This is a genomic window from Streptomyces sp. NPDC050287, from assembly GCF_044459385.1.
Lineage (GTDB): Bacteria > Actinomycetota > Actinomycetes > Streptomycetales > Streptomycetaceae > Streptomyces.
In genome coordinates, this window is sequence record NZ_JBITIY010000004.1 from 616,856 (window position 1) to 639,729 (window position 22,874).

The window sequence follows — 22,874 nt, forward strand, 5'->3', positions numbered from 1 at the left end:
GGTGAAGACGATGTGAGTCATCACGAGCTAAACGGACATTACGGACCGTGTTGCTGATCACGTCCAAATGCCCACCCGCGTCCCGGACTTCACGCTTCCGCCGCGCCCAGCACCAGCACCTGGATCGCCAACACCGCGGCGCCGCGGGCCCAGTCGTGAAAGTCGGACACCTTGGTCTCCAGGTCGACCGGGGCGGCCAGCGGATGCCGGTGGGTACGGAGGGTGTCGTCCACCACCTTGCCGGCCACGTCGATCAGGCCGACGCCCTCCCCGGCGAGAAGGATCTTCTGCGGCAGCACGAAGTTCGCGATCTGCGCGACCAGGATGCCGAGGGCGCGCCCGGCCTCGTCGATGACGCGGGCCGGCATGGGCTCCCCGGCGGCGGCGAGGGTGAGGATCTCCTCGTAGGTGTGGTCGCGGCCGGTGGCGGCCTGCACCTGGTAGCGGATGTTGGGGATGGTGAGCAGGGAGACGGCGCTGCCGCGTTCGCCCTCGGGTGTGAGCGGGCCGTTGGCGTCGATGATCCAGTGACGGCCGAAGCCGCGGTCCTCCTCGGCGTAGGGCACGCGTTTGCCGCCCAGGACGAGGCCGTATCCGATGCCGGCGCCGATGGTGAGGACGACGAAGCGGTCGAAGCCGCGTCCGGCGCCGAACCAGGTCTCGGCCTCGACGAGGGCGGCGACGTCGTTCTCGACGATCACGGGAAGCCCGGTGCGCTCCTCGACGAGCGCCGCCAGGGGAACCTCGCGCCAGTTCAGGAACGGCGACTCCCCCACCACGGACCGGTCGCGGACCAGACCGCCGACGCCGATGCCGATGCCGGCCAGCCGCGGGTGCTCGCGGGTGAGCTCCGCGGTCATCTCGGCCAGCAGGTCGGCGACCCGGTCGGGGTCGTGGGTGGTGAGGGGGCGGTCGTGGCGGGCGACGATGTCGCTCCGCAGGGTGGTGACGACGCCGTAGACCATGTCCTCGGTGATCTTGAAACCGAGGAAGGAGCGGGATTCCGCGACGACGTCCAGGGGCTGCGAGGGGCGCCCCTGGCGTGCCTCGGCCGGGGCGCCGGCCTCCGGGACCTCGATCAGCAGACCCGACTCGATCAGCGGTTTGGTCAGCCGGGTGAGGCTGCCCGGGGAGAGGTCGAGTCGGCGCGCCAGTTCGGTGCGCGACATCGGGCCGTGGACGAGCACCTCGATCGCCACCGAGCGCTCCCCCGCGCTCAGTGGGAGCCAGCTGGCACCTGCGGTCATAGGGTCAGACTCCCACAGAGATTTTTTTCGTCACAAAAACAACGTGACCACTCTAGGGCGCATCCGGTGTCTCGGAAAAGATGTTGGCACGACCCTTGACGCATGGATTCTTCCGCCGCAAAAGTAAATGGCCGAGGACGAGCCGCCGCGGACAAGGGAGTCTCCCGATGACCATCGCCTCCAGCAGCCCACCCTCGCGCCTGCCCCTGGGCGGCGCCGAGGGGACACGGACCAAACCGAGGACGGACCGGGCACGGACCGGGGAGAACCGGGGTGACGGACGGCTCGCCGCGGTGTTCATCGCGCCGGCCCTGCTGGGCTTCCTGATCTTCCTGCTCTGGCCGACGCTGCGGGGCATCTATCTGAGCTTCACCCGCTACAACCTGCTCACCCCGGCCAAGTGGGTGGGCCTCGACAACTACGTGCGCATGGTGCACGACCCGATCTTCTGGAACTCGCTGACGGTGACCGTCGAGTACGTGGTCATCAACATCGGGGTGCAGACGGTCGCGGCCCTCGCGATCGCCGTGCTGCTCCAGCGGCTGACGCAGTCAGCCCTGCTGCGAGGGATCGTGCTCACCCCGTACCTGATGTCGAACGTCGTGGCCGGCCTCGTCTGGCTGTGGATCCTCGACACCCAGCTCGGCATCGGCAACGAGATCATCACCGCCCTCGGATTCGACCGCATCCCCTTCCTCGCCGACGAGACCTGGGCCATCCCCACCATCGCGCTGATCAACGTCTGGCGGCACGTCGGCTACACCGCGCTGCTGCTGTTCGCCGGTCTCCAGGCGATACCGGGCGACATGTACGAGGCGGCCAAGGTGGACGGCGCGAGCGAGTGGCGGATGTTCTGGCGGATCACCATGCCGCTGCTGCGCCCGGTCCTGGCGGTCGTGCTGATCATGACCGTGATCGGCTCGTTCCAGGTGTTCGACACCGTCGCGGTGACCACCGCGGGCGGCCCGGCGAACGCGACCAACGTACTCCAGTACTACATCTACGGCTCCGCCTTCGGCCGCTTCCAGTTCGGCTACGCCTCGGCCATGTCCGTCGCCCTGCTGATCGTGCTGAGTGCGATCACCGTCCTGCAGTACCGGCTCACCCGGGCCGGCCAGACCGACCTCGGCTGACGGAAAGGAGTTCACCGTGGCTGCCGTGACAACGACGACGACCGCGATACGGCCGGTCGGGCGCAGGTTCTCCCCCGGCCGGATCGCCGCCTGGACCGTGATGGGCCTGATCATGCTCATCACCCTGCTCCCCTTCTACTGGATCCTGCGCACCGCGCTGTCCACCAACGCGGGGCTCAACGCCAACCCCGCCGACCCACTGCCGGTCGACCTCAGTTCCAGCGGTTTCGAGCGGGCGCTCGGGCTGCAGTCCGCGAAAGAGGCGATCGCCCAGGGCGGTGCCGGCGGCGGGCTGGACTTCTGGCGCTACCTGCTCAACTCGGTGATCGTCTCGACCCTGATCACCGGCTGTCAGATCTTCTTCTCGGCGATGGCCGCCTACGCCTTCGCGCGGCTGCGCTGGCGCGGCCGGGACAAGGTGTTCAGCCTGTTCCTGGCCGGCCTGATGGTGCCGACCATCTTCACGCTGCTGCCGAACTTCGTGCTCATCAAGCAGCTCCACCTGGTGGACACCCTGCTCGGCATCGCGCTGCCCAGCCTCTTCATGACCCCGTTCGCGGTGTTCTTCCTGCGGCAGTTCTTCATGAACATCCCCCGCGAGGTGGAGGAGGCGGCCCTGCTCGACGGCGCGGGAAAGGTCAAGATCTTCTTCCGGGTGGTGCTCCCCATGGCGTCCACGCCGATCATCACGCTGTCCGTACTGACGTACATCACCGCATGGAACGACTACTTCTGGCCGCTGATGGTCTCCTACAGCGACAGCTCACGAGTGCTGACCGTGGCACTGGCGATCTTCCGGGCGCAGACCCCGGCGACCGGCGTCGACTGGTCCGGGCTGTCGGCGGCGACGCTGATCGCCGCACTGCCGATGCTGGTGCTCTTCGCCTGCTTCGCCCGCCGCATCGTCAGCTCCATCGGCTTCACCGGGATCAAGTGAGGGAACCGTGACACGACTTCGTACGATCGCGGCGCTGGCCGGCGCGCTGACGCTGTCCCTGGTCACCGGCTGCGCGAAGGGCGACTCCACCGGGGCGTCCGCGAACACGGTGACCTACTGGCTGTGGGACACCAACCAACTGCCCGCCTACCAGGCCTGCGCCAAAGGGTTCAAGCAGGAGAACCCCGGGCTCAAGGTCAAGATCACCCAATTGGGCTGGAGCGACTACTGGACCAAGCTCACCGCCGGGTTCATCGCGGGCACCCAGCCGGACGTGTTCACCGACCACATCCAGAAGTTCGGCCAGTTCGCCGACCTGAAGGTGCTGGAGCCACTCGACGACCTGAACGTCAAGGAGTCCGCCTACCAGCCGGGCCTCGCCGCCAACTGGATCGGCCAGGACGGCCACCGCTACGGCACCCCAAAGGACTGGGACACCGTCGCCCTCTTCTACAACGACAAGATGGCCAAGGACGCCGGCCTCACCGCCGAGCAGCTGAACAACCTCTCCTGGAACCCGAAGGACGGCGGCAGCTTCGAGAAGGCCATCGCCCACCTCACCGTCGACCGCAACGGCAAGCGGGGTGACGAGCCCGGCTTCGACAAGAACCACGTCAAGGTGTACGGGCTCGCCTCCAACGGCGGCGGCTACGGCGACGGCCAGACCCAGTGGAGCCCCTTCACCGCGTCCGCCGGATGGAACTACACGGACAAGGCCCGCTGGGGCACGAAGTACCAGTACGACAGCAAGACCTTCCAGTCCACGATCAAGTGGTACTTCGGGCTGGCGAAGAAGGGCTATATGGCCCCCTTCTCCGACTACAACGTCCAGTCCAACCAGTCCAACACCCAGGTCGCCGCGGGCAAGGCCGCCACGTCCTTCGACGGGGCCTGGATGATCTCCACGTACAACGGCTTCAAGGGCAGGGAGATCAAGACCGCCCTCACACCGGTCGGGCCCACCGGCAAGCGCGCCACCATGATGAACGGCCTCGCCGACTCCATCACCAAGGGCTCCAAGAACAAGGCAGGCGCCCGGAAATGGGTGGAGTATCTGGCCTCGGACAAGTGCCAGAAGGTCGTCGGCACATACGGCGTCGTCTTCCCCGCCACGCCAGCCGGCACCGACGCCGCCATCGCCGCGTACAAGAAGCAGGGCATCGACGTGTCGGCCTTCACCGACCCCGTGGCCGACAAGAAGCAGTTCCGAACCTTCTCCTACCCGATCACCAACTACGCGGCGGACGTCACCGCGCTCATGCAGCCGGCCATGGAAGACATCTATGGCAACGGCAAGTCCGTGAGCAGCCTCGACCAGACCAACAGCCAGATCAACCTCATCCTCGACCAGTGACTCCACCAGTGAAGGACACGCCTCACATGACGTTCTCCCTCGGCATCGTGGGCGCCGGACAGTTCTCGGGACAGTTCGCCAAGCTGTTCCTGGCCCATCCCGGCGTCCGCGACGTCCACGTCACCGACATCCTCCCCGAACGGGCCGAGCAACTGGCCGCCGCCGAAGGCCTGGCCGGCACCTTCCCCTCGTACGAAGCCATGCTGGAGTCGAAGGACATCGACGCGGTGGCGATCTTCACCCAGCGCTGGACCCACGGGCCGCTGGTCGTGCAGGGCCTGAACGCCGGCAAGCACGTCTACTCCGCCGTCCCGATGGCCATCACCACCGAGGAGATAGCGGCCATCATCGACACGGTGAAGGCGACCGGGCTGACGTACATGATGGGTGAGACCAGCCAGTACAACCCGGCGACCGTGCACGCACGCAACCAGATCGCCGAGGGCGCCTTCGGCCGGCTCTTCTACGCCGAGGGCGACTACGTCCACGACATGGACCTGGGGTTCTACGAGGCGTACCAGTACAGCGGCGGCGAGAACTGGAAGGCGACGGCCAGCTATCCCCCGCTGCTGTACCCGACGCACGCGATCGGCGGGGTGCTGGGCGCCTGGCAGACGCACGCGGTGAGCGTGTCGGCGATCGGGGTGGTCGACGACCGCGGGGACGGCGTCTTCGACAAGGAGGTCAGCCAGTTCGACAACGACGTCTCCAACGCGACCGCGCTGTTCGAGGTGGCGGGCGGCGGCTCGTTCCGGACGAACGAGTTCCGGCGGGTCGGCTACCCCTCGCACATCCGGGAGTCCCGTTTCCGGTTCTTCGGGACGGAGGGCAGCATGGAGCAGTTGGCGACGGTGGCCCTGTGGCAGGACAAGAACGGCGTGAAGGACATCAGCGAACTGCTGGAGCCCAAGCCCACCATGTCTCCTGACGACCCGTCACTCCAGCACATCGCGCCGGACCTTCGGGCAGCCTTCACCTCCGGCTCGGCGCCGGTGCACGACCGCGCGCGCCTGCCACGCGAGTTCGACAACCTGCACAACGGTCACGAGGGCAGCCACCACTTCCTGGTCGACGACTTCGTGACCGCGGTGAACGCCCGGAGCCTGCCGTCGGTGAACGCGTGGGTGGCCGCCCGCTACACCCTGCCGGGCATCGTCGCGCACGAGTCCGCGCGGCAGGGCGGGGTCAGGCTGGAGATCCCGGACTTCGGGGACGCGCCCCAGTAGCGGGGCGCGTGCGAGCCGGGTGCCTGTCTCAGGTGCCCGGCTTGCGGCCGTACACGAAGACGTCGTCGCCGTTCTTCAGGAGCGACCAGTACTTCTTGGCCGTGGTCGGGGTCATGTTGACGCAGCCGTGCGAGCCCGGCGGGTTCCACATGCTGAGGCCGACCGAGTGGAAGGCCTGACCGCCGTCGAAGAACTGGCTGTAGGGCATCGGCACGTTGTAGAGGGTGGAGACGTGGTCGATGTCGCGCCAGTAGATCTTCTTCAGACCGGTGCGGGTCTCGTAGCCGTTGCGGCCGGTGCGCACCGGGACGGGGCCGTAGACGAGCGTCCTGCCGTCCTGGATCCAGCTCAGCTGGAGGGTGAGGTTCACGCAGGCGATGCGGCCCTTGTTGACCGGGCAGCTGCCGTCCCTGTTGGGGTTGTTCCCGACGGCCTTCTGCTTGTTCATCAGGTTCATCACGCCCCAGGTGACGGAACCCGCGTACCCGGCGTTCGGGGTGATGCCGTGCTTGGTCTGGAAGGCCTGGATGGCCTTGCAGTCGGCGGCGGACTGCCTGCCGTCGACCGGCCGCCCGAGGAACTTCTCCACCTGCTTCTGGTACGGCCCCGTCTGCGTGGTGCAGCTCGCGGCCTGCGCGGGCGCGGTGCCCAGCGCGAGCGTCAGCGGCGCCACCAGTCCGGTGACTCCCAGTACGACGGCACCCCGTCTGCGTATGTTCCTCATGACCATCCCCCTTTATACGGTCCTGCGATCTCTGCCAGCTAGACCGGTGCCCGCGGGATTCGGTTGTAGCGCCGCCCGTGCTGGGACGAAACGGTGACATTCGACGCGCCCTGCGGGCGCGCAGGGCCTCACCCGGGCTCAGGAGCTGTCCCCGGCCGGCTGACCGCCGCGCGGAATCCCGTGTTCACGGCGGTGATTCCGTAGCTGCTGGCTGGAGAGTGTGCAGGAGGTCGAGTTAGCTCGATCGTGTAATGGTCGGCTCGCTGGCTTGCGGCGCTCTGGGCCGACCGGGTTACCGTGATCGTGTGATCTGGGACGTCAGGTACGGCGTCGGCGTGCGGGGCCCCCGCTCCACCGGAGTGATGGTTCGGGGCCTCCCCGCAGTCACTGGCCATACCCACCTGACCAGGTCGCGCAGGGAACTGGCCTCCCGGGGATCGGACCACGCACAGGATGCGAGTCGCTGCCCTGGGGTTGAGTACGCCGGGGACCTGGGGGTACCTCCCACGCCCTTCAGGCAGTGGGGGAGCGCCCAAGACCGTTCGGGGCGTGCGGCTGATCAGACTCACTCCTGCTCAGTCTTCAGGAACGGTAGAGGCCGCGCACCGCATCCAGGTCGTCCTCCCGGCCCTCCCAGGGCGTCGTACGGACGGTGCCCGGGGCCACCAGGTTGACCCGCACTCCGCCGGGGCGGCGTGTCCGGCGAGAGTGCGGGTCAGGGAGCCGAGGCCCGCCTTGGCGGCGCTGTAGGCGTGGTTGCCGTAGTCCTGGAGGCCGTTGACGGAGCCGATGTTGACGACGGCGCCGCGACCGGAGGCGGCCAGGTGCGGGAGGGCCGCGCGGGCGCAGCGGTAGGCGCCGGTGAGGGTGACGTCCAGGTCGCGGGCCCACGCCTCGTCGGGCTCGTCAACTGGGCAGCCTCCGTACGTTCATGCCCCGACACGGCGGACACAACGGATAGAACGGGGCATAACCGTCACCGGTACCCCGTCGTGTCCGCCGGCTTTCCCGCGTCCTGTACCTCGACCAGGTACCGCCAGGCATCGGGGCGGCTGCCGTCGAGGTCGTTGAAGCCGTACTCCTGGGCGAGGCCTCCGCTGGACAGGGACGCGCCGTTCCACCGTGCCACGTCGGGGTCGGCGGCGAGGGCGGCGACCGCGCGGCCCACGTAGCGCGGTGTCTCCGAGATGGCGAAGTGGGGCACGCGGTCGAGCGCGTCGCGCCAGTTGTTCTCACGCACCCCGAAATGCTCGAGCATCATCTCCGAGCGCAGCCAGCCCGGCGTCAGCGCCAGGGCGGTGGCGCCGCGCGGGCCGAGTTCGTGGCCGAGGGCGAAGGCCATGCGCAGGACGGACGCCTTGGCGAGGTCGTAGAAGAAGTTGACCCGGTAGGTGTCGCGGTTGTACTCGGCGGTGCCGTCGGTCATCTCGACCACCAGCCCGCCGGGGTGGCGCAGCAGCAGGGGCAGGGCGTGGTGGCTGGTGATCGCGTGTGTGTCGACGGCGAGCCGGAGGATCCTGAGCCCGTTGTCGAGGTCGTGCTCCCAGACGGGGGTGTCGAACGTGAAGAGCTTCTCGCCGCCCCAGATGTCGTTGACGAGGATGTCGAGGCGGCCCTGCTCGTCGGCGATGCGGTCGACGAGGGTGCGGACCTGTGCGGGGTCGAGGTGGTCCGTCGGTACGGCGATCCCGTGGCCGCCGGCCTCGGTGACGAGGCCGGCGGTGTCCTCGATGGTCTCGGGACGGTCGTATTCGGAGCGGTGGGTCCGGGTGGAGCGGCCGGTGACGTAGACGGTCGCGCCGGCCGCGCCGAGTTCCACGGCGATGCCGCGCCCGGCTCCGCGGGTCGCCCCGGCGACCAGTGCGATCTTGCCCTTCAACGGCTGTGACATGCCTTGCCTCCCGTGTGCCCGGTTGTTGCCTCGAGCATGGCGGGTAAGCCGGACAACTCCTGTCGTCTTTTACGGCCGTGTCGTAGGCGGGATCGGCGACGCGTTCGGAGGGGACGCTTCCGGCCGCGGCCGGCGGGTCCGTCAGTGGCCCCGGGTGATCCATTCGTCCAGGTGCGGGGCCTCCGCGCCGATGGTCGTCGGGTCGCCGTGACCGGTGAGCACCTTGGTCTCGGGCGGGAGGGTGAGCAGGCGCTCGCGGATCGAGGCGATGATCGTGGGGAAGTGGGAGTAGGAGCGGCCGGTCGCGCCGGGGCCGCCCTGGAAGAGGGTGTCGCCGGTGAAGACGGTGGCCAGGCCCGGTTCGTACAGGCAGACCGCGCCGGGCGCGTGTCCGGGGGTGTGCAGAACCCGCAGGCCGGCGCCGGCGGCCTCGATGACCTGGCCGTCCTGGAGCCAGGCGTCGGGGTCCCGGTCGGGGTGGGTCTGCTTCCACAGCGGCAGGTCGTCGGGGTGCAGCCAGATGGTGGCGCCGGTGCGCTCGGCGAGGGCGGGGGCGGCGTCGATGTGGTCGTTGTGGGCGTGGGTGCACACGATCGCGGTGAGCCGGCGGTCGCCCACGGCCTCGGCGATGGCGTCGGCGTCGTGGGCGGCGTCGATGACGATCGCTTCGTGGTCGTCACCGACGATCCACACGTTGTTGTCCACGTCCCAGGTGCCGCCGTCGAGGCTGAACTGGCCGGAGGTGACGAGGTGTTCGATGCGGGAGGCCATCACAGCACCACCACCGAACGCAGCACGTCGCCGTGGTGCATCCGCTCGAACGCCTTCTCCACCTCGTCGAGCTGGATGGTCTCGGTGACGAACGCGCCCAGGTCCAGGCGGCCCTGCAAGTGCAGGTCGATCAGCATCGGGAAGTCACGGCTGGGCAGGCAGTCGCCGTACCAGGACGACTTCAGCGCCCCGCCCCGGCCGAACACGTCCAGCAGGGGCAGTTCGAGTTTCATCTCCGGGGTGGGCACGCCGACCAGGACGACCGTGCCGGCCAGGTCACGGGCGTAGAAAGCCTGCTTGTAGGTCTCCGGGCGGCCGACCGCCTCGATGACGACGTCCGCGCCGAAACCGCCGGTCAGTTCCCGGATCGCGTCCACCGGATCGCTCTCGCGGGAGTTGACCGTGTGGGTGGCGCCCATGGTGCGGGCGGTCTCCAGCTTGCGGTCGTCGATGTCCACGGCGATGATCTTCGCCGCGCCCGCCAGGTTCGCCCCGGCGATCGCCGCGTCCCCCACCCCTCCGCAGCCGATCACCGCGACCGTGTCACCGCGGCCGACCTGTCCGGTGTTGATCGCGGCGCCGATGCCGGCCATCACCCCGCAGCCCAGCAGCCCGGCCACCGCCGCCGAGACCGACGGGTCGACCTTGGTGCACTGCCCGGCCGCGACCAGCGTCTTCTCCGCGAACGCGCCGATACCGAGGGCCGGGGACAGCTCCTGGCCGGTGGCGGCCAGTGTCATCTTCTGGCCGGCGTTGTGGGTGTCGAAGCAGTACCAGGACCGTCCTCGCAGGCAGGCCCGGCACTTCCCGCACACCGCCCGCCAGTTGAGGATCACGAAATCGCCGGGCGCGACCTCGGTGACCCCGTCGCCGACCGCCTCCACCACACCCGCGGCCTCGTGGCCGAGCAGGAAGGGGAAGTCGTCGTTGATGCCGCCCTGCTTGTAGTGCAGGTCGGTGTGGCACACCCCGCAGGCCTGCACCTGGACCACGGCCTCGCCCGGCCCCGGATCCGGCACGACGATCGTCTCCACCCGCACCGGCTCGTCCTTGCCCGGTGCGATCACGCCGCGTACTTCCTGCGCCATGGTGTCGGCCCCTTCCTCGTGTCCGTCCCTGCCCCGACCCTACGCGGGACTGATCGGTAACGGCATGACATCACGAGGCGCCGCTCACCCCGGGACCGGCCGGCCCGTGTCCGATGCCGACGTAGCCTGAGTGCTCCGCCCGCCGCAGGTCAGAAGGAGCGCCGTGACCGACGACAGCACGGAGCAGGAGACGCCCACCTGGCGGCTCCTGCTCGGATACGTACGGCCGCACCGGTGGGCCCTGCTCGCGGGTGCCGTCCTGTCCCTGCTCACGGGCGCCACCGGGCTCCTGCTGCCGTTGATCGCACGGGAGTTGATCGACGACCTTTCACATGACCGCACCATCACCGGCGCGTTGCTCGCCATGTCGGGCCTGGTGGTCGCCAACACGGCGCTGGGCGCACTGGGTTCGTACGTACTGCGGCGCACCGCTGAGTCGGTGGTGCTCGGTGCGCGGCGCGCGCTGTCCTCGTATCTGCTGCGGCTGAGGATAGCGGCCGTGGACCGCACCGAGCCGGGCGATCTGATGGCCCGGATCACCTCGGACACCACCCTGCTGCGGGAGGTGACCACCGACTCGCTGGTGGGCCTGGGTACCGGCGGGCTCACGCTGGTGGCGACGGTGGTGATGATGGGCCTGGTGGATCCGGTGCTGCTCGGGGTCACGCTCGCGGTGATCCTCGCCGCGGGCACCGTCCTCGGACTGATCGTGCCGCGCATCAACCGGGCCAGCCGGCAGGCGCAGAACGCGGTCGGGGTGATGGGTGCCTCGCTGGAGCGGATCCTGGGCGCGCTGCGCACGGTGAAGGCGTCCGGCGCCGAACACCGGGAGGAACGTACGCTGCACGCCGCCGCCGAGGAGTCCTGGCGGCAGAGCGTGCGCGCGGCCAAGTGGTCGGCCGCGGCGGGCAACACGGCCGGCCTGGCGATGCAGATCGCGTTCATCACGGTGCTCGCGGTCGGCGGGGCCCGGGTCGCGACCGGCGCCATCGACGTGGGCACGCTGGTCGCGTTCCTGCTGTACGTCTTCTACCTCATGTCGCCGATCCAGCAGGTCGTCGGCGCGGTCACCCAGTACCAGACCGGCGCCGCCGCCCTGGCCCGCATCCAGGAGGCCCTGCGGCTGCCCGCCGAACCGGCCTCCCGGCCCGCGCCGCTGCCCTCTCCCGGTGCCGAGCCCGCCGCCGTCGCCTTCACCGACGTGCGCTTCCGGTACGCCGACGACCTGCCGTACGTCCACCACGGGGTGACGTTCGCCGTGCCCGCGCGGGGGATGACCGCGTTCGTCGGCCCGTCCGGCGCCGGCAAGACCACCGTCTTCTCGCTCATCGAGCGGTTCTACGACCCCGAGTCCGGTGTGATCACCCTGGACGGCCGGGACGTGGCGGACTGGGAACTGGCTCATCTGCGGTCCGCGATCGGGTACGTGGAGCAGGACGCCCCGGTGCTGTCGGGTTCCCTGCGGGACAACCTGCTGCTGGGCCATCCCGGCGCCGACGAGGACGCCGTCGCGCGGGTGGTGAAGACGACCCGGCTGGACGGGCTGGTCGCCAAGCTGCCCCACGGTCTGGACACCCTGGTGGGGCACCGCGGCACCAAGCTGTCGGGCGGCGAACGCCAGCGGGTCGCCATTGCCCGCGCCCTGCTGCGCCGCCCCCGGCTGCTGCTCCTGGACGAGGCGACCTCGCAGCTGGACGCGGTGAACGAGGCGGCGCTCAGGGACACGGTGGCGGACGTGGCCCGGACGACCACGGTGCTGGTCGTCGCGCACCGGCTGTCCACGGTGACGATGGCCGACCGGATCGTGGTGATGGACGCGGGCCGGGTGCGCGCGGTGGGCACCCACCGTGAACTGGTGGGTGCCGATCCGCTGTACGCGGAGCTGGCGGCGACGCAGTTCCTGGCGACGCACGACTGAGCGGTGAGGCCGGACAACACGCCGGACGACGAAAAGGGCCGCCCGTCTTCGGGCGGCCCTCGACGCTGCGGGGTGGTGGACGGCGGGCAGCAGCCCCATGACCTGGGCGACGAGGCCGGTGAGCTGCTGCGGCTGTTCCAGTTCGTGGACGCAGGTCTACCGCGGCCAGTGCTGGTAGACCCTCACGACGTCGCCCTGGTGCTCCGCGGGGACGTCGCGCGCGGCGAGCGAGTCGAACAGGGTGCCGGGACTCAGCCGGCCGGCGCCCGGCACATCCGCTTCTGCCGCCTGCGCGAGTGAGGTGGCCAGGCCGGTGACCGCGACGGCGAGACCGATGGCTGCGGTGATACGTCGAGTTGAGATCATGCCTGGGCAACGCCCTCGGCCCCCTGCCGGACACGGGCCGCGCCCGCCGCTCACCCGTCGGACCGAGCGTTCGCACCGCGCTTGCCGGGGCCGCCGGGGCGGAGGAGTCTCGAAGGGAGGCACGCAACGGTCCGCTCCTCGTCGGGCCGTGGCCTCGAAGGAGGTTCATCATGGGCACCGAGACAGGCTCGCGTTTCGACACCGACACGCTGCGCCGGGGCATCGAAGGATCGGTTGCGGAGACTCTGCTGTCGCTCTACGCGGACGACGCCGAGATGCGGATCGTGGACCACAACACCCAGCCCAGCCATCCCAAGGTCCTGCACGGCCGGGACGAGATCGCCCGGATGCTCGAAGAGGTGTGCGGCCGCGACATGACACACAAGCTGGAGAACTGTGTGGTCCAGGGCGACCGGGCCGCCTTCAGCGAGTCCTGCGAGTACCCGGACGGGGTACGCGTCCTCTCCGAGTCGATGCTGTCCCTGCGGGACGGGAAGATCGTCGAACAGACCATGGTCCAGGCCTGGGACGAATAGCCGGAGGAGACGGGTGGAGCGCGGCGCCCGCTCCAGGCAGCCGGAACGAACCGGCGGCGCTCTTCAGGCGCCGTGCGACGGCTTCCACCCCGGTGGCCGCAGGATCCCCAGCAGCTGACGGACCAGTTCGTCGACGACCTCGTCGAGCGTGGCGTGCACCCAGCCGGCGGTCCAGTCGTGGAGCAGTCCGTTGACGCTGCCGATGAACGCCGTGGCGGCGAGCCGGTAGTCGCGGGGCGCCGCCTCCCCGCGCGCCACGGCGGCCTCGGCCTGGGCGCACACCAGGTCGACCCAGCGGGCGCGGCGGGCCAGTCGCTGTTCCTCCAGGCGCGGGCTGACGCCGATGATCTCGACGAAGGTGATGCGGATGCGGCGCGGGTCGCCGGTGACGTTCGCGGCGTACGCGTGGAAGATCGCGGCGACGCGCTCGGCGAGCGGGAGGTTCTCCGCGCCGGTCACGGCGGCCAGGACCGCCTGCTCGGCCCAGGCGTTGACCTCGAGGTGGAGAGCGGTCAGGACGTCTTCGAGGGTGCGGAACTCCTCGTAGAACTGGCGGGTGGACAGGCCCGCGGCCTCGCTGAGCGCGGCGACGGTGGTGGCGCGGTAGCCGGGGGTGTCGCCGAAGAGCTGGAGGGCGGCGTCCAGGAAGCGCCGGCGTCGCTCGGCCTGCCGTTCCTCGGCCGTCTTGCCGCCGTAGCGGCCGGTCGGCGCCCTGAGCCTGCCCGTCACCGCGTCTCCTTGTCCCGTCCGACCGTCGGACGCCCCGTTCGAACACTGATTTTGTCGTGTACGCACTCTTGTGGAGAAGGGCACCCCTTCCTTACTTTGCAGTAAGTTAACTCTGAATCAAAGCGTGTTCAGTTTTCCGACGCCCTTTTGGCATGCCCATGTCCATGCCTAGCCGTACATGCCCATGCCCGGCCCCTAGCAGAGGAAGGGAGCAGTCATGCCTGCCATCAGACCCAGGCACCTGTGCTCCGTAGCCGCCGCCCTCGCCCTGACCCTCACCGTTCCCGCGACCGCCGCCACCGCCGTCCCGGACACCTCCGCCGCCCTGCGCGAGGTGATGTTCGTCGGCAACAACTGGGACGGCACCGCCGATGTCATCAAGTCCAGCGGGGACTTCGCGAAGATCGGCCGCGTCAACGTGATCCCCGACAAGGCCCAGCGGATGGCGGAGATCAACGCCGACCCGATCCGGTGGATCGCGTTCATGACCGTCCGCAACACCGTCGGCGAGGGCCACGACCAGTTCGCCGACGACATGTACTCCACCCCGGACGGCACCTCGGTGGTCGTCTCGCGCCCGAGCTTCGCCGACGTGGTCTCGATCAACCTGACCACCGGGGCCATCAACTGGCGTTTCCCCGTGTCGGGTTACCGCGCCGACCACATGGCGGTCTCCCCCGACGGAAAGCGGGTCGCGGTCTCCGCCTCGACCGGCAACACCGTGCACGTCCTGGACATCTCCACGGGCAAGCAACTGGGGTCGTTCGCCACGGGCGACAAGCCGCACGAGAACATCTTCACCAGCGACGGCAAGTACATCTGGAACATGGCCATCGGCGACGTGAACACCGCGACCGACGCCCCGTGGCTGGACTGGACGAAGGGCGACCGGCACATCACCGTCGTCGACGCCACGACCTACAAGCAGGTCAAGGTCATCGACATGCGGGAGCGGCTGGACGCGATCGGCCTCACCGACTACTCCGACGCGGTCCGGCCGGCCGTCTTCTCCCCCGACGAGTCCAAGCTGTACTTCCAGGTGTCGTTCTTCAACGGCTTCTTCGAGTACGACATCGCCGCCGACAAGATCACTCGCACCAAGACCCTGCCGAAGAACCCGGCGACCAGCGACGACCGTACGACGTTCGTCAACGACTCACGTCACCACGGCATCTCGATGAAGCCGGACGGCTCCAAGCTGTGCGTGGCGGGGACGATGGACGACTACGCGACCGTCGTGGACCGCGCCACCCTCAAGGAGGGCCCGCTCGTGCCCGCGTCCAAGCCGTACTGGGCCACCGTGAGCGGTGACGGCAAGAGCTGTGTCATCTCCGAGAGCGGCGCCGACCAGGTCACCGCCATCGACTTCGCCACCGGGCAGAAGACGGTGTCGGTGCCGGTGGGCGACCATCCGCAGCGGGTCCGGCTCGGGCACGTGGCGGCGGGCTGGACGGGGCCGGCCTCCTGAGGCTCACCCGGTCAGCCGTGCGACGGCTTTCACCGCCGCGCCCGCTCCGTCCTCGGTCGCCAGGTGCCGCGCGGCGACCGAGGCGGCGCGGGCGTGGCCCTGCCGTCGTACGACCCGTTCCAGCGCGTCGGCGAGCCGGTCGGCGGTGAGGGACCGGAAGGGGATCGGGGCGGTCGCGGCGCCGGTCGCTGCCAGCCGCCGCGCCCAGAACGGCTGGTCCGCCGTCACCGGCACCGGTACCGCGGGCGCCCCGGCACGCAGCCCGGCGGCGGTGGTGCCCGCCCCGGCGTGGTGGACCACGGCGGCGACCCTCGGGAACAGCAGCTCGTGCGGTGTGTCCCCGATCGTCAGCACGTCGTCGCCGTCGGCCGCGAGTCCCGCGCTGCCGGTCTGCAGGATCCCCCGCAGTCCTGCCTGCCGCAGCGCCCGTACGGCGATCTCGCTCAGCCGCTGCCCATGACCGGCAGCCATGCTGCCGAACCCGATGAACACCGGCCGGGGTCCGGCCGCGAGGAAGTCCTCGACCTCGGCGGGCAGTCGACGGCCGGCGGCGACGAACGGCCACCAGGTGCCGACGACATCGAGCCCCGGACGCCAGTCGGACGGACGTGGGACCAGCGCCGTGCTGAAACCGTGCAGGACGGGCCAGTTCGCCCGCTCCTGCCGTCGGCGCATCCCGTGCGGCGCGAGCGGGGGCAGCCCCAGGTCGCCGCGGAGTTCCGTGACCGCACGTGTGTAGACCCGGTCGGCCATCCGCAGGGCGAGACGTCCGGCCGTACGGTTGCCCGGGCGCCCCAGTGAGCGGGCGCCCGTGACGACGGGCGGGAAGTCGCCGGTGGCCGCGGTGGGTTGGAGGTAGGCGCCGACGGCCGGGATGCCGGTGGCCTCGGCCAGGTGCCAGCCGAGCGGTGCCGTGGTGGTCGACAGCAGGAGCAGGTCCGTGCCCTGGGCCACGGCGTCGGCGAAGCCGTGTCCGAGTTCGGTCACGAACTGGGCCGCCGCCCGCATGAGTCGGCGCTTCCCGGGGGAGCCGCCGCCCTCGGCCCGCGGGCGGGCGGGGAGGCCGCGGAAATCCAGTCCCGCCTCCCGCACCAGCGGGGCGAAGGCGTCCGTCGTGGCGAGGGCGACCTCGTACCCGGCCCGGCGGAGCTCGGCTCCGAGTCCGGTGAAGGGCGCGATGTCGCCGCGCGAGCCGGCCGCGGCGATCAGGATCCTCATGTCTCCTCCGAGGAGTCGGTGCGGGACGCGTTGGCGTGCACGGCCTTCCCCACATAGGCGGCGAGGCCCGGCCGTTGCTGAGAGGGCGGCACGACCAGGGCGAAGGCGCGCGGGTCGGCGACGAAGTCGTCGGCGATGCGCCGGTGCATGTCCGGCGGGCAGGTGGTGAACCAGCGGGTGATGTGCCGCCGGTGCTCCTCGGCGAGGTCCATGGCCCGCTCGCCGTCGGCGGGTTCCCCCGCGTCGAAGGCGGCGAGCAGCCGCGCGCGCCAGGCCGCGGCCTGGCCCATCAGCTGCCGCCAGTCCTCCTTGCTGTGGGCGGCGGCACGGGCCATGGACGCGCGCTGCCCCTCAGAGCCGGCCCACTTGAGCTGTGCCTCGGTGGCGTAGCTGAGGTCGAAGCTGATCTCGCCGAACACCTCGAAGCGTTCCTGCGGGGTCAGCGTCACCCCGGTCTGCTGGACCTCGATGGCGCGCTCGGCGACTTCGGCGAGACGCTGGAGCCGGGTGATCTCCTCGGCCAACTGCCGTTGCCGCTCCCGCAGTCGGTCCAGGGCGGTCGCCTGCGGGTCCTTGAGGATGGCGGCGATCTCGTCGAGGGAGAAGCCGAGTTCGCGGTAGAAGAGGATCTGCTGGAGCCGGGCCAGGTCGGCCTCGTCGTAGAGCCGGTAACCGGCCCCGCTGCGGGTGCTGGGTGTGAGCAGGCCCGCCTTGTCGTAGTGGTGCAACGTGCGCACCGTCACCCCGGCGAAGGATGCGACCTGCCGCACGGAGTACCTCATGCACCTGCCCTTTCGTCGAGGTCCAGCCTCAACCCTGACGCAAGGGGAGGGTCAAGCGGTCCCGGGCCGCGCCGTTCGGACCGGCCCGGGACCTTGGCTCAGCCGGCCCGCTGGGCGGCCCACGCGGACAGCTCGGACCTGGCCGCGTTCAGCAGGGCCGTCGAGGGTGCCGTCGTGCCGTTGGTCACCAGCGCGTAGTGCGGGACGCCGGTGTCGGGGGCGGTGAGAAGGAGGCGGCGGCTTCCGGTGCCGCCCGGCTCCGGGGCCGCCGCGATCGGGGTGGTCCGGGTGTAGGCGGGCGGACCGTAGGAGGTGCCCAGGTCGGAGACCACCGTGGTGGTCGCGGTCGGGAAGGACGCCGGGAGGTGCAGTTCGGTGGGCGCCGACGTGCCGTCGGAGCGCCACAGCAGCAGCCCGTACTGGCCCGAGCCGACCAGCCGGGAGACGTTCGGGAGGGAGCTCGGCACCGGGTTCCAGGTCAGGGTGGTGGAACCGTCGCGGGAGCGGTCCTCATAGGTGAAGCCGACCGTCGTTCCGGCCGTCGCGCTCGGGTAGAGCCGGTCCAGGAGCCGGGCGTCCTGCCGCAGGACCGCCGTCCCGGAGTCGTCGAGGCGTACGGCGGACAGGTCCTCGTCGTTCCAGGCGTCACCGGAGGTGAGGACCTTGTCGGGGTTGCCGTTCATCAGCTCGTGGTGACGGCCGTTGTAGATGTCCCACTGCCACTGCGTACCGGAGAGCACCGGGCCGGAGGAGCCCGGTTTCGCCCACCAACTCGACCCGGGCACACGGGAGTCGAGTGCCTGGTACATCGCCTTGAGGACCGTCGGCGCCTTGTCGGAGACGGTGCCCGCGAGGGGGTGGCCGAACTCGCTGACGATGCCGGCGGTGCCGGTGGCCGCCGCGCGGTCGCGGACCGTGCCGAAGTCGCCCGAGTACTGGCCGTCCCCGGCCTTGCCCGGCATGAAGATCCCGGAAATGGCCTTCTGGTCGTAGAAGTGTGTGTTGAAGACGTAGTCCGGGCCGAGCGTGCCGGCGTCCAGCAGGCCGCCCTCCTGCTTCTGGAAGCTGATGTTGGCGTTCCAGAAGAGGTTCGGCTCCACGAAGGCGGGCTTGTCCTGCCAGCCCGCCGCGTCCATACGGGCGCGGAACTTCTCGTAGAACGGCCACAGCACGTCACGTTCCCAGGCCCGGCTGGTCTGCCCGGAGTCGTAGGCGCCGGCGTGCGGCTCGTTGTACGGGTCGAAGCCGACGACGCCCGCGAACTCGGCGGAGCTCAGGTGCTGTCCGACATACGCCATCGTCTTCTGGGCGGTGGCGAGGAACGCGTCCTGGAGGCCGTACGCGTTGTGCCAGAAGTCGCGCGACGCCTGTTTCACGGCCTCGTTCTGGGTGATGTTCTGTCCCCACAGCAGGCAGATCCCGCAGCTCTCGTCCGGGTAGTTCCCGGCGTCCACGGCCCACTTGGGGGCACCGTCGCCCGTGTACCAGCTGTCCGGGTCGAACAGGTACCGGGAGTAGAGGTCCTGGTGGAAGTCGGGGTAGACGCGGATGCCGGCGTCGAGGAACGCGCGCATCTGCTCGGTCGCGGCCGACAGGTAGGCCGTGTCGATCTGGCCGCGCACGGGTTCGGCGTAGGCCCAGGAGAGCAGGAAGCGGACCGCGTTGCCGCCGCCCTGGGCACGCAGCGCGGTCGCGGACTTCTTCGCGTCGGCGACCGAGGCGAAGGGCAGGCCCTTGTTCTCGGCCAGCTTGGTCTCACCGGAGACGTTGTAGCCGCGCAGCACGACCTCACGGCCCTGACCGTCGCTGAGGCGGCCGTCCCGCACGGTGACAGGGGTGTCGTCGAACCACAGGGAGCCCGGGAGGGCTTCGGCCGTGGCAGGTCTCACTCCCGCCCCCGTGAGGAACCCGGAGAGGACAACCAGAACAACGAGCAGACGCGCACGTAAATTCGGCATGTCCATTACAGTCCGACGATTTCGGGACACAGTCAACAGCATCTGACTGATGAGTAAGTTTCAGCTTTCCGGCCGGAGTCTCACCCGCCGACGCGACGCGTCACGTTCAGCAGGTACTCCTTCCTGTTCAGCGGGTTGTGGTCGGTGCGCGGCCGGCTCGGAGCCGTGCCTCGGGCGACCGGTGCGTAATGGCCGAACCCGCTCTCCAGTTCACCCTCGCCCCGGGTGAGACCCGGAAGTCGCTGTTCCAGTTCATGTACCCGATCAGCCGGAACCACACCCTCCAGTACGCCCAGGTCGTCCCGCGTCTCGGTGGTCTGCGGTACGGCCCGCAGGGCGGCCAGCACCGGGAGCAGAGCGCCGAGAGTGTCCGCGGGCGCCTCGACGCGGAAGCGGTGCATCGGCTCGTACACCGTGGTGCCCGCCCGGCGCAGAGCCTCGATCAGGACCAGCGGGGTCAGTCCGCGGAAGTCGGCACCGGTGCTGGACATGCTTTTGTCGAAGCCCTGGTGGGCGTGGCTCTGGCGGGGCGAGTAGCCGCTGTGGGTCATGGTGACCGTGCAGTCGGTGACCTGCCAGCCGTGCAGCCCCTGTCCGAGGGCCTCGCGCACGGTGTCCTCGACGGCCTTGAAGAAGGCGTACGGCATGGAGCCGAGCTCCACCTCCAGCCGGAAGCCGACCCCGGACCCGACCGGGGCGGGGTCGACGCGCAGGCCGACGGTCGCGAGGAACGGGTTGGCGTCCTTCTTGTTGAACTCGACCGCCGCGCCCGTCCCGGCCGGCCGCTCGACGCACAGGGGTGTGGTCTCGCGGAAGGTGACGTCGAGCCCGAAGTCGTCGGCGAGGGTGGCCTGGACGACCTCCTTCTGCACCTCTCCGTAGAGGGACACGGAGATCTCCCGCCGGACCTCGTCGTGCCGCAGGTCGATCAGCGGGTCCTGCTCGGCGAGTTGGGTGAGCGCGAGATGCAGGGCCCGCCGGTCCGTGCCCGGGCCGGGGACGACGACCGTTTCGAGGGTGGGCGGGGCGAAGAAGTGGCCGTGGGCCTTGTGGGGTTCGCCGAGGGCGTCGCCGATCCGGATGTCGGCCAGGCCCCACAGCTTGGCGATCCGGCCCGCGGACACCGAGTCCCGGCGTACGTCCGTACCGTGCTCGAAGACGCTGATCGCGGTGATCCTGCCGTCCTCGCGGGTGTCGGCGTCGGCGTCCGCGAAGGGGACGCGGTCGCGGGTGCGCAGGGTGCCGGAGAACATCCGGGCGTACGCGATCTTCTCCCCGGCCGGGCCCCGCTCGACCTTGAACACCGTGCCGGAGACCGGGCCGTCGGGGTCGCCCCCCGCAGTGGGCAGCAACTCCCTGATGCCGGTGGTCAGTTCGGGCACACCCGCGCCGGTGACGGCGGAGCCGAAGTACACGGGGTGCACCAGGGCCTGCCGGGTCCGGGCGGTGAGGGCGGCACGCAGCCGGGCGTCGGAGAGGGTGCCGTCGACGTAGGCGGCCAGCAGGTCGTCGTCCTGGTCGGCGAGGACGTCGAGGGCGGCCGGGCCGGGACCAGGAGTGAAGCGGGCGTCGCGGGTGCCGAGCCCGGTGGTCGTTCCCATCGGTACGACGGCGGCCGTGAGCCGTTCGGAGATCTGCCGCAGCACGCCCTCGTACCGGGCGCCCCTGCGGTCGATCTTGTTGACGAAGACGAGCGTGGGGATGCGCAGGCGTTGCAGGGTCCGCATGAGGACGCGGGTCTGCGCCTGGACGCCCTCGACGGCCGACACCACCAGCACGGCCCCGTCGAGAACTCCGAGCACCCGCTCCACCTCGGCGATGAAGTCCGGGTGACCGGGGGTGTCGATGAGGTTGACCGTCACGTCGTCGAGCACGAAGGAGACGACGGCGGACTTGATGGTGATCCCCCGCCGACGCTCCAGTTCGAGGGTGTCGGTCTGGGTGTTTCCGGCGTCGACGCTGCCGATCTCGTCGATCACACCGACCGAGTGCAGCAGCCGCTCGGTCAGGCTGGTCTTACCTGCGTCGACGTGCGCGAGAATTCCGAGGTTGAGCAAGTGCACGAAGCGTCATGTCCTTTGAAGTGGGGGTCATTCCTTCCGAGGCGGACATGAACGGTGCGCGCATTGCTGCTCCTGGGTCGTGCGGAAACAAGGTCAGGGACAGTGCAGCAGGCAGGGGCCTCGACGGCAACGGATTAATGCTCCACCGGTGGGGTGCGGGGCGCTCGCCCCTGCGGGTCGTGACAGCCGCACCGGACCGGCGTCGGCGTACCCGGCTCGGTGAGCTGGTGCGCGCGTTCCTGAACGGCTGGGGGGCAGTGCGGCGGGGCACACGGCGGGCCGCTCCGGATGGGTGTCCTCCGGCGCGGCCGTCGTGCTGCTGCCGGTCAGCCGGGAGCGTGGCGATCCGGAGCCGCTCGCCACCGGGATGCGACACCGGCACCGACCGGCGCACCGGGTGATCCGCGCCGACCGGAGATGATCCACCCCGCGCCCCGGTCGGCCGCCGGGTGCGGCGCCGTCGGCCTCCCCCGAGCCGTCAGACGCCGTGCCGTCGGTGGTCCTCGACGACCGTCTCCAGGTGGCGCAGGGCCGTCGTCACCCGGGTGGGGTCCGCCTGGAAGAAGGGGTCCTCCGGTACCGGCAGCGAACCGGCCACCACCCAGCCGCGGGCACGTGCCCAGGTCGGGCCGTCGTGCCCGACCGCCTCCCGGAAGACGTCCCGCGCCGTGCCGGGCAGGAACTTCCAGTAGGGCAGCAGGTCCACCGCCGGGTCGGCCACCGCCAGCGTGCCGAAGTCGATGACCGCGCTGAGCCTGCCGTCCACGGTCAGCAGGTTCCCGGTGTCGAGGTCGCCGTGGATCCACACCGGCGGGCGGTCCCAGGCGGGGGCCGCGAGGGCCGCCTCCCAGACCTCCGTCACGGCGTCCGCGTCGACGAGGCCCCTCTCGCGCAGCGCCTCGATCTTGGGCCGGACGCGGGCCTCGGCGGCCAGGGAGTCCCGTTCGTCGCCCATCGGCACGCCGCGGAAGGCGTTGCTCTGCTCGGGGCCGGGCCCGTCGGTGGCGTCGATCGACTGGAGGGCCGTGAGGAACCCGGCGAGTTCGCGGGCGGCCTGGACGGGATCGGCCAGTGACTCTGTCGTCGCCGTGTCCCCCTCCAGCCACCGGTACACCGACCACGGGTACGGGTAGCCCTCCCCGGGCGAGCCCTGGGCGACCGGTTCGGAGACGGGCAGCGGCAGCCGCGGTGCCAGTCGCGGCAGCCAGCGGTGTTCGCGCTCCACCTGGCCCACCCAGTGCGCGTAGCGCGGCAGCCGGACCGACAGGTCGCTGCCGAGTCGGAAGGTGGCGTTGTCCATGCCTGACCGCTCCACCGGGGTGACGGGAAGGTGCGCCCACTGCGGGAACTGGGCGGTCAGCAGACGGCGTACAAGAGGGGCGTCGATCAGCACGCCGCCCAGTTCAGCGGGGCGGCACCGCCGGCGTCCAACGAATTACGGGTTGCCGGCCCGGTGGAGCACCGG

The 22,874-nt window shown here is 70.2% G+C and carries 19 protein-coding genes and 1 pseudogene; 7 read left to right on the forward strand and 13 right to left on the reverse strand.

Translation table 11 applies throughout. The annotated features are described in order from the left end of the window. Positions 1-89: 89 nt before the first annotated feature. Positions 90-1,247, reverse strand: a complete 1,158-nt coding sequence (locus ACIBK3_RS17750) for an ROK family protein (protein WP_399366521.1) — start codon at positions 1,245-1,247, stop codon at positions 90-92. 167 nt (positions 1,248-1,414) lie between these two features. Here ACIBK3_RS17750 and ACIBK3_RS17755 point away from each other — a divergent pair, with 167 nt between their 5' ends. The 4 genes from ACIBK3_RS17755 to ACIBK3_RS17770 are packed head-to-tail and all read left to right on the forward strand — an operon-like array spanning position 1,415 to position 5,897. Continuing rightward, positions 1,415-2,380, forward strand: a complete 966-nt coding sequence (locus tag ACIBK3_RS17755) for a carbohydrate ABC transporter permease (protein WP_399366523.1) — start codon at positions 1,415-1,417, stop codon at positions 2,378-2,380. A gap of 16 nt (positions 2,381-2,396) precedes the next feature. Beyond that, the gene (locus ACIBK3_RS17760) at positions 2,397-3,317 is read left to right on the forward strand and encodes a carbohydrate ABC transporter permease (RefSeq protein WP_399366525.1); all 921 of its coding nucleotides are present in this window, start codon (positions 2,397-2,399) and stop codon (positions 3,315-3,317) included. A 7-nt stretch (positions 3,318-3,324) separates the two neighbouring features. Next, positions 3,325-4,671, forward strand: a complete 1,347-nt coding sequence (locus ACIBK3_RS17765; RefSeq protein ID WP_399366527.1) for an ABC transporter substrate-binding protein — start codon at positions 3,325-3,327, stop codon at positions 4,669-4,671. Between the two features lie 26 nt (positions 4,672-4,697). Continuing rightward, complete coding sequence (locus ACIBK3_RS17770; RefSeq protein WP_399366529.1) at positions 4,698-5,897, forward strand: Gfo/Idh/MocA family protein; 1,200 nt, start codon at positions 4,698-4,700, stop codon at positions 5,895-5,897. Positions 5,898-5,925: 28 nt separating this feature from the next. Here ACIBK3_RS17770 and ACIBK3_RS17775 read toward each other — a convergent pair whose 3' ends face one another. From ACIBK3_RS17775 to ACIBK3_RS17795, 5 genes and pseudogenes are all read right to left on the reverse strand, one after another. Further along, complete coding sequence (locus ACIBK3_RS17775) at positions 5,926-6,621, reverse strand: L,D-transpeptidase family protein (protein WP_399366531.1); 696 nt, start codon at positions 6,619-6,621, stop codon at positions 5,926-5,928. Positions 6,622-7,212: 591 nt separating this feature from the next. Continuing rightward, positions 7,213-7,529: pseudogene (locus tag ACIBK3_RS17780) on the reverse strand (SDR family NAD(P)-dependent oxidoreductase); the annotation flags it as partial. A gap of 68 nt (positions 7,530-7,597) precedes the next feature. Next, positions 7,598-8,512 (reverse strand): SDR family oxidoreductase, encoded by a 915-nt coding sequence (locus ACIBK3_RS17785; RefSeq protein WP_399366533.1) that lies wholly within the window; start codon positions 8,510-8,512, stop codon positions 7,598-7,600. Between the two features lie 141 nt (positions 8,513-8,653). Then, entirely contained in the window at positions 8,654-9,283 is a 630-nt protein-coding gene (locus tag ACIBK3_RS17790; RefSeq protein WP_399366534.1) for an MBL fold metallo-hydrolase, read from the reverse strand. After that, complete coding sequence (locus ACIBK3_RS17795) at positions 9,283-10,371, reverse strand: S-(hydroxymethyl)mycothiol dehydrogenase (protein ID WP_399366536.1); 1,089 nt, start codon at positions 10,369-10,371, stop codon at positions 9,283-9,285. Before ACIBK3_RS17795 ends, ACIBK3_RS17790 begins: the two co-directional genes overlap by 1 nt. A 163-nt stretch (positions 10,372-10,534) precedes the next feature. Between ACIBK3_RS17795 and ACIBK3_RS17800 the strand changes: the two genes are divergently transcribed. Then, positions 10,535-12,289, forward strand: coding sequence for an ABC transporter ATP-binding protein (locus ACIBK3_RS17800; protein WP_399366538.1), 1,755 nt, complete (start codon positions 10,535-10,537; stop codon positions 12,287-12,289). A gap of 156 nt (positions 12,290-12,445) precedes the next feature. Here ACIBK3_RS17800 and ACIBK3_RS17805 read toward each other — a convergent pair whose 3' ends face one another. Next, positions 12,446-12,655 carry a hypothetical protein gene (locus tag ACIBK3_RS17805; protein ID WP_399366540.1) on the reverse strand — a complete coding sequence of 70 codons (210 nt, stop codon included), beginning with the start codon at positions 12,653-12,655 and terminating at the stop codon, positions 12,446-12,448. Between the two features lie 170 nt (positions 12,656-12,825). Between ACIBK3_RS17805 and ACIBK3_RS17810 the strand changes: the two genes are divergently transcribed. Further along, entirely contained in the window at positions 12,826-13,191 is a 366-nt protein-coding gene (locus tag ACIBK3_RS17810) for a nuclear transport factor 2 family protein (RefSeq protein WP_399366541.1), read from the forward strand. Positions 13,192-13,254: 63 nt separating this feature from the next. Here the strand turns inward: ACIBK3_RS17810 and ACIBK3_RS17815 are convergent, their stop codons facing one another. Further along, positions 13,255-13,920, reverse strand: a complete 666-nt coding sequence (locus tag ACIBK3_RS17815; protein WP_399366542.1) for a TetR/AcrR family transcriptional regulator — start codon at positions 13,918-13,920, stop codon at positions 13,255-13,257. A 217-nt stretch (positions 13,921-14,137) separates the two neighbouring features. On the opposite strand from ACIBK3_RS17815, the gene ACIBK3_RS17820 reads away from it, so the two are divergent. Continuing rightward, positions 14,138-15,388: a YncE family protein gene (locus ACIBK3_RS17820; protein WP_399366544.1), complete on the forward strand. Its 1,251-nt coding sequence runs from the start codon at positions 14,138-14,140 to the stop codon at positions 15,386-15,388. Positions 15,389-15,391: 3 nt separating this feature from the next. On the opposite strand, the gene ACIBK3_RS17825 is transcribed toward ACIBK3_RS17820, so the two are convergent. From ACIBK3_RS17825 to ACIBK3_RS17845, 5 genes are all read right to left on the reverse strand, one after another. Beyond that, positions 15,392-16,606 carry a glycosyltransferase gene (locus ACIBK3_RS17825; protein ID WP_399366546.1) on the reverse strand — a complete coding sequence of 405 codons (1,215 nt, stop codon included), beginning with the start codon at positions 16,604-16,606 and terminating at the stop codon, positions 15,392-15,394. Continuing rightward, positions 16,603-17,388 (reverse strand): MerR family transcriptional regulator, encoded by a 786-nt coding sequence (locus tag ACIBK3_RS17830; protein ID WP_399366548.1) that lies wholly within the window; start codon positions 17,386-17,388, stop codon positions 16,603-16,605. Before ACIBK3_RS17830 ends, ACIBK3_RS17825 begins: the two co-directional genes overlap by 4 nt. A gap of 98 nt (positions 17,389-17,486) precedes the next feature. Then, positions 17,487-19,352: a cellulase family glycosylhydrolase gene (locus ACIBK3_RS17835; RefSeq protein WP_399366550.1), complete on the reverse strand. Its 1,866-nt coding sequence runs from the start codon at positions 19,350-19,352 to the stop codon at positions 17,487-17,489. Between the two features lie 74 nt (positions 19,353-19,426). Next, on the reverse strand, positions 19,427-21,409 hold the full coding sequence (locus ACIBK3_RS17840; RefSeq protein ID WP_399366552.1) for a GTP-binding protein: 1,983 nt from the start codon (positions 21,407-21,409) through the stop codon (positions 19,427-19,429). Between the two features lie 478 nt (positions 21,410-21,887). Further along, the gene (locus ACIBK3_RS17845; RefSeq protein WP_399366554.1) at positions 21,888-22,802 is read right to left on the reverse strand and encodes an aminoglycoside phosphotransferase family protein; all 915 of its coding nucleotides are present in this window, start codon (positions 22,800-22,802) and stop codon (positions 21,888-21,890) included. Between the last annotated feature and the right edge of the window lie 72 nt (positions 22,803-22,874).

Coding starts and splice junctions, on each gene's coding strand:
- ACIBK3_RS17750 (WP_399366521.1), bottom strand. CDS start 1,247: ATGACCGCAGGTGCCAGCTGGCTCCCACTGAGCGCGGGGGAGCGCTCG.
- ACIBK3_RS17755 (WP_399366523.1), top strand. CDS start 1,415: ATGACCATCGCCTCCAGCAGCCCACCCTCGCGCCTGCCCCTGGGCGGC.
- ACIBK3_RS17770 (WP_399366529.1), top strand. CDS start 4,698: ATGACGTTCTCCCTCGGCATCGTGGGCGCCGGACAGTTCTCGGGACAG.
- ACIBK3_RS17775 (WP_399366531.1), bottom strand. CDS start 6,621: ATGAGGAACATACGCAGACGGGGTGCCGTCGTACTGGGAGTCACCGGA.
- ACIBK3_RS17785 (WP_399366533.1), bottom strand. CDS start 8,512: ATGTCACAGCCGTTGAAGGGCAAGATCGCACTGGTCGCCGGGGCGACC.
- ACIBK3_RS17790 (WP_399366534.1), bottom strand. CDS start 9,283: ATGGCCTCCCGCATCGAACACCTCGTCACCTCCGGCCAGTTCAGCCTC.
- ACIBK3_RS17795 (WP_399366536.1), bottom strand. CDS start 10,371: ATGGCGCAGGAAGTACGCGGCGTGATCGCACCGGGCAAGGACGAGCCG.
- ACIBK3_RS17805 (WP_399366540.1), bottom strand. CDS start 12,655: ATGATCTCAACTCGACGTATCACCGCAGCCATCGGTCTCGCCGTCGCG.
- ACIBK3_RS17810 (WP_399366541.1), top strand. CDS start 12,826: ATGGGCACCGAGACAGGCTCGCGTTTCGACACCGACACGCTGCGCCGG.
- ACIBK3_RS17820 (WP_399366544.1), top strand. CDS start 14,138: ATGCCTGCCATCAGACCCAGGCACCTGTGCTCCGTAGCCGCCGCCCTC.
- ACIBK3_RS17825 (WP_399366546.1), bottom strand. CDS start 16,606: ATGAGGATCCTGATCGCCGCGGCCGGCTCGCGCGGCGACATCGCGCCC.
- ACIBK3_RS17830 (WP_399366548.1), bottom strand. CDS start 17,388: ATGAGGTACTCCGTGCGGCAGGTCGCATCCTTCGCCGGGGTGACGGTG.
- ACIBK3_RS17835 (WP_399366550.1), bottom strand. CDS start 19,352: ATGGACATGCCGAATTTACGTGCGCGTCTGCTCGTTGTTCTGGTTGTC.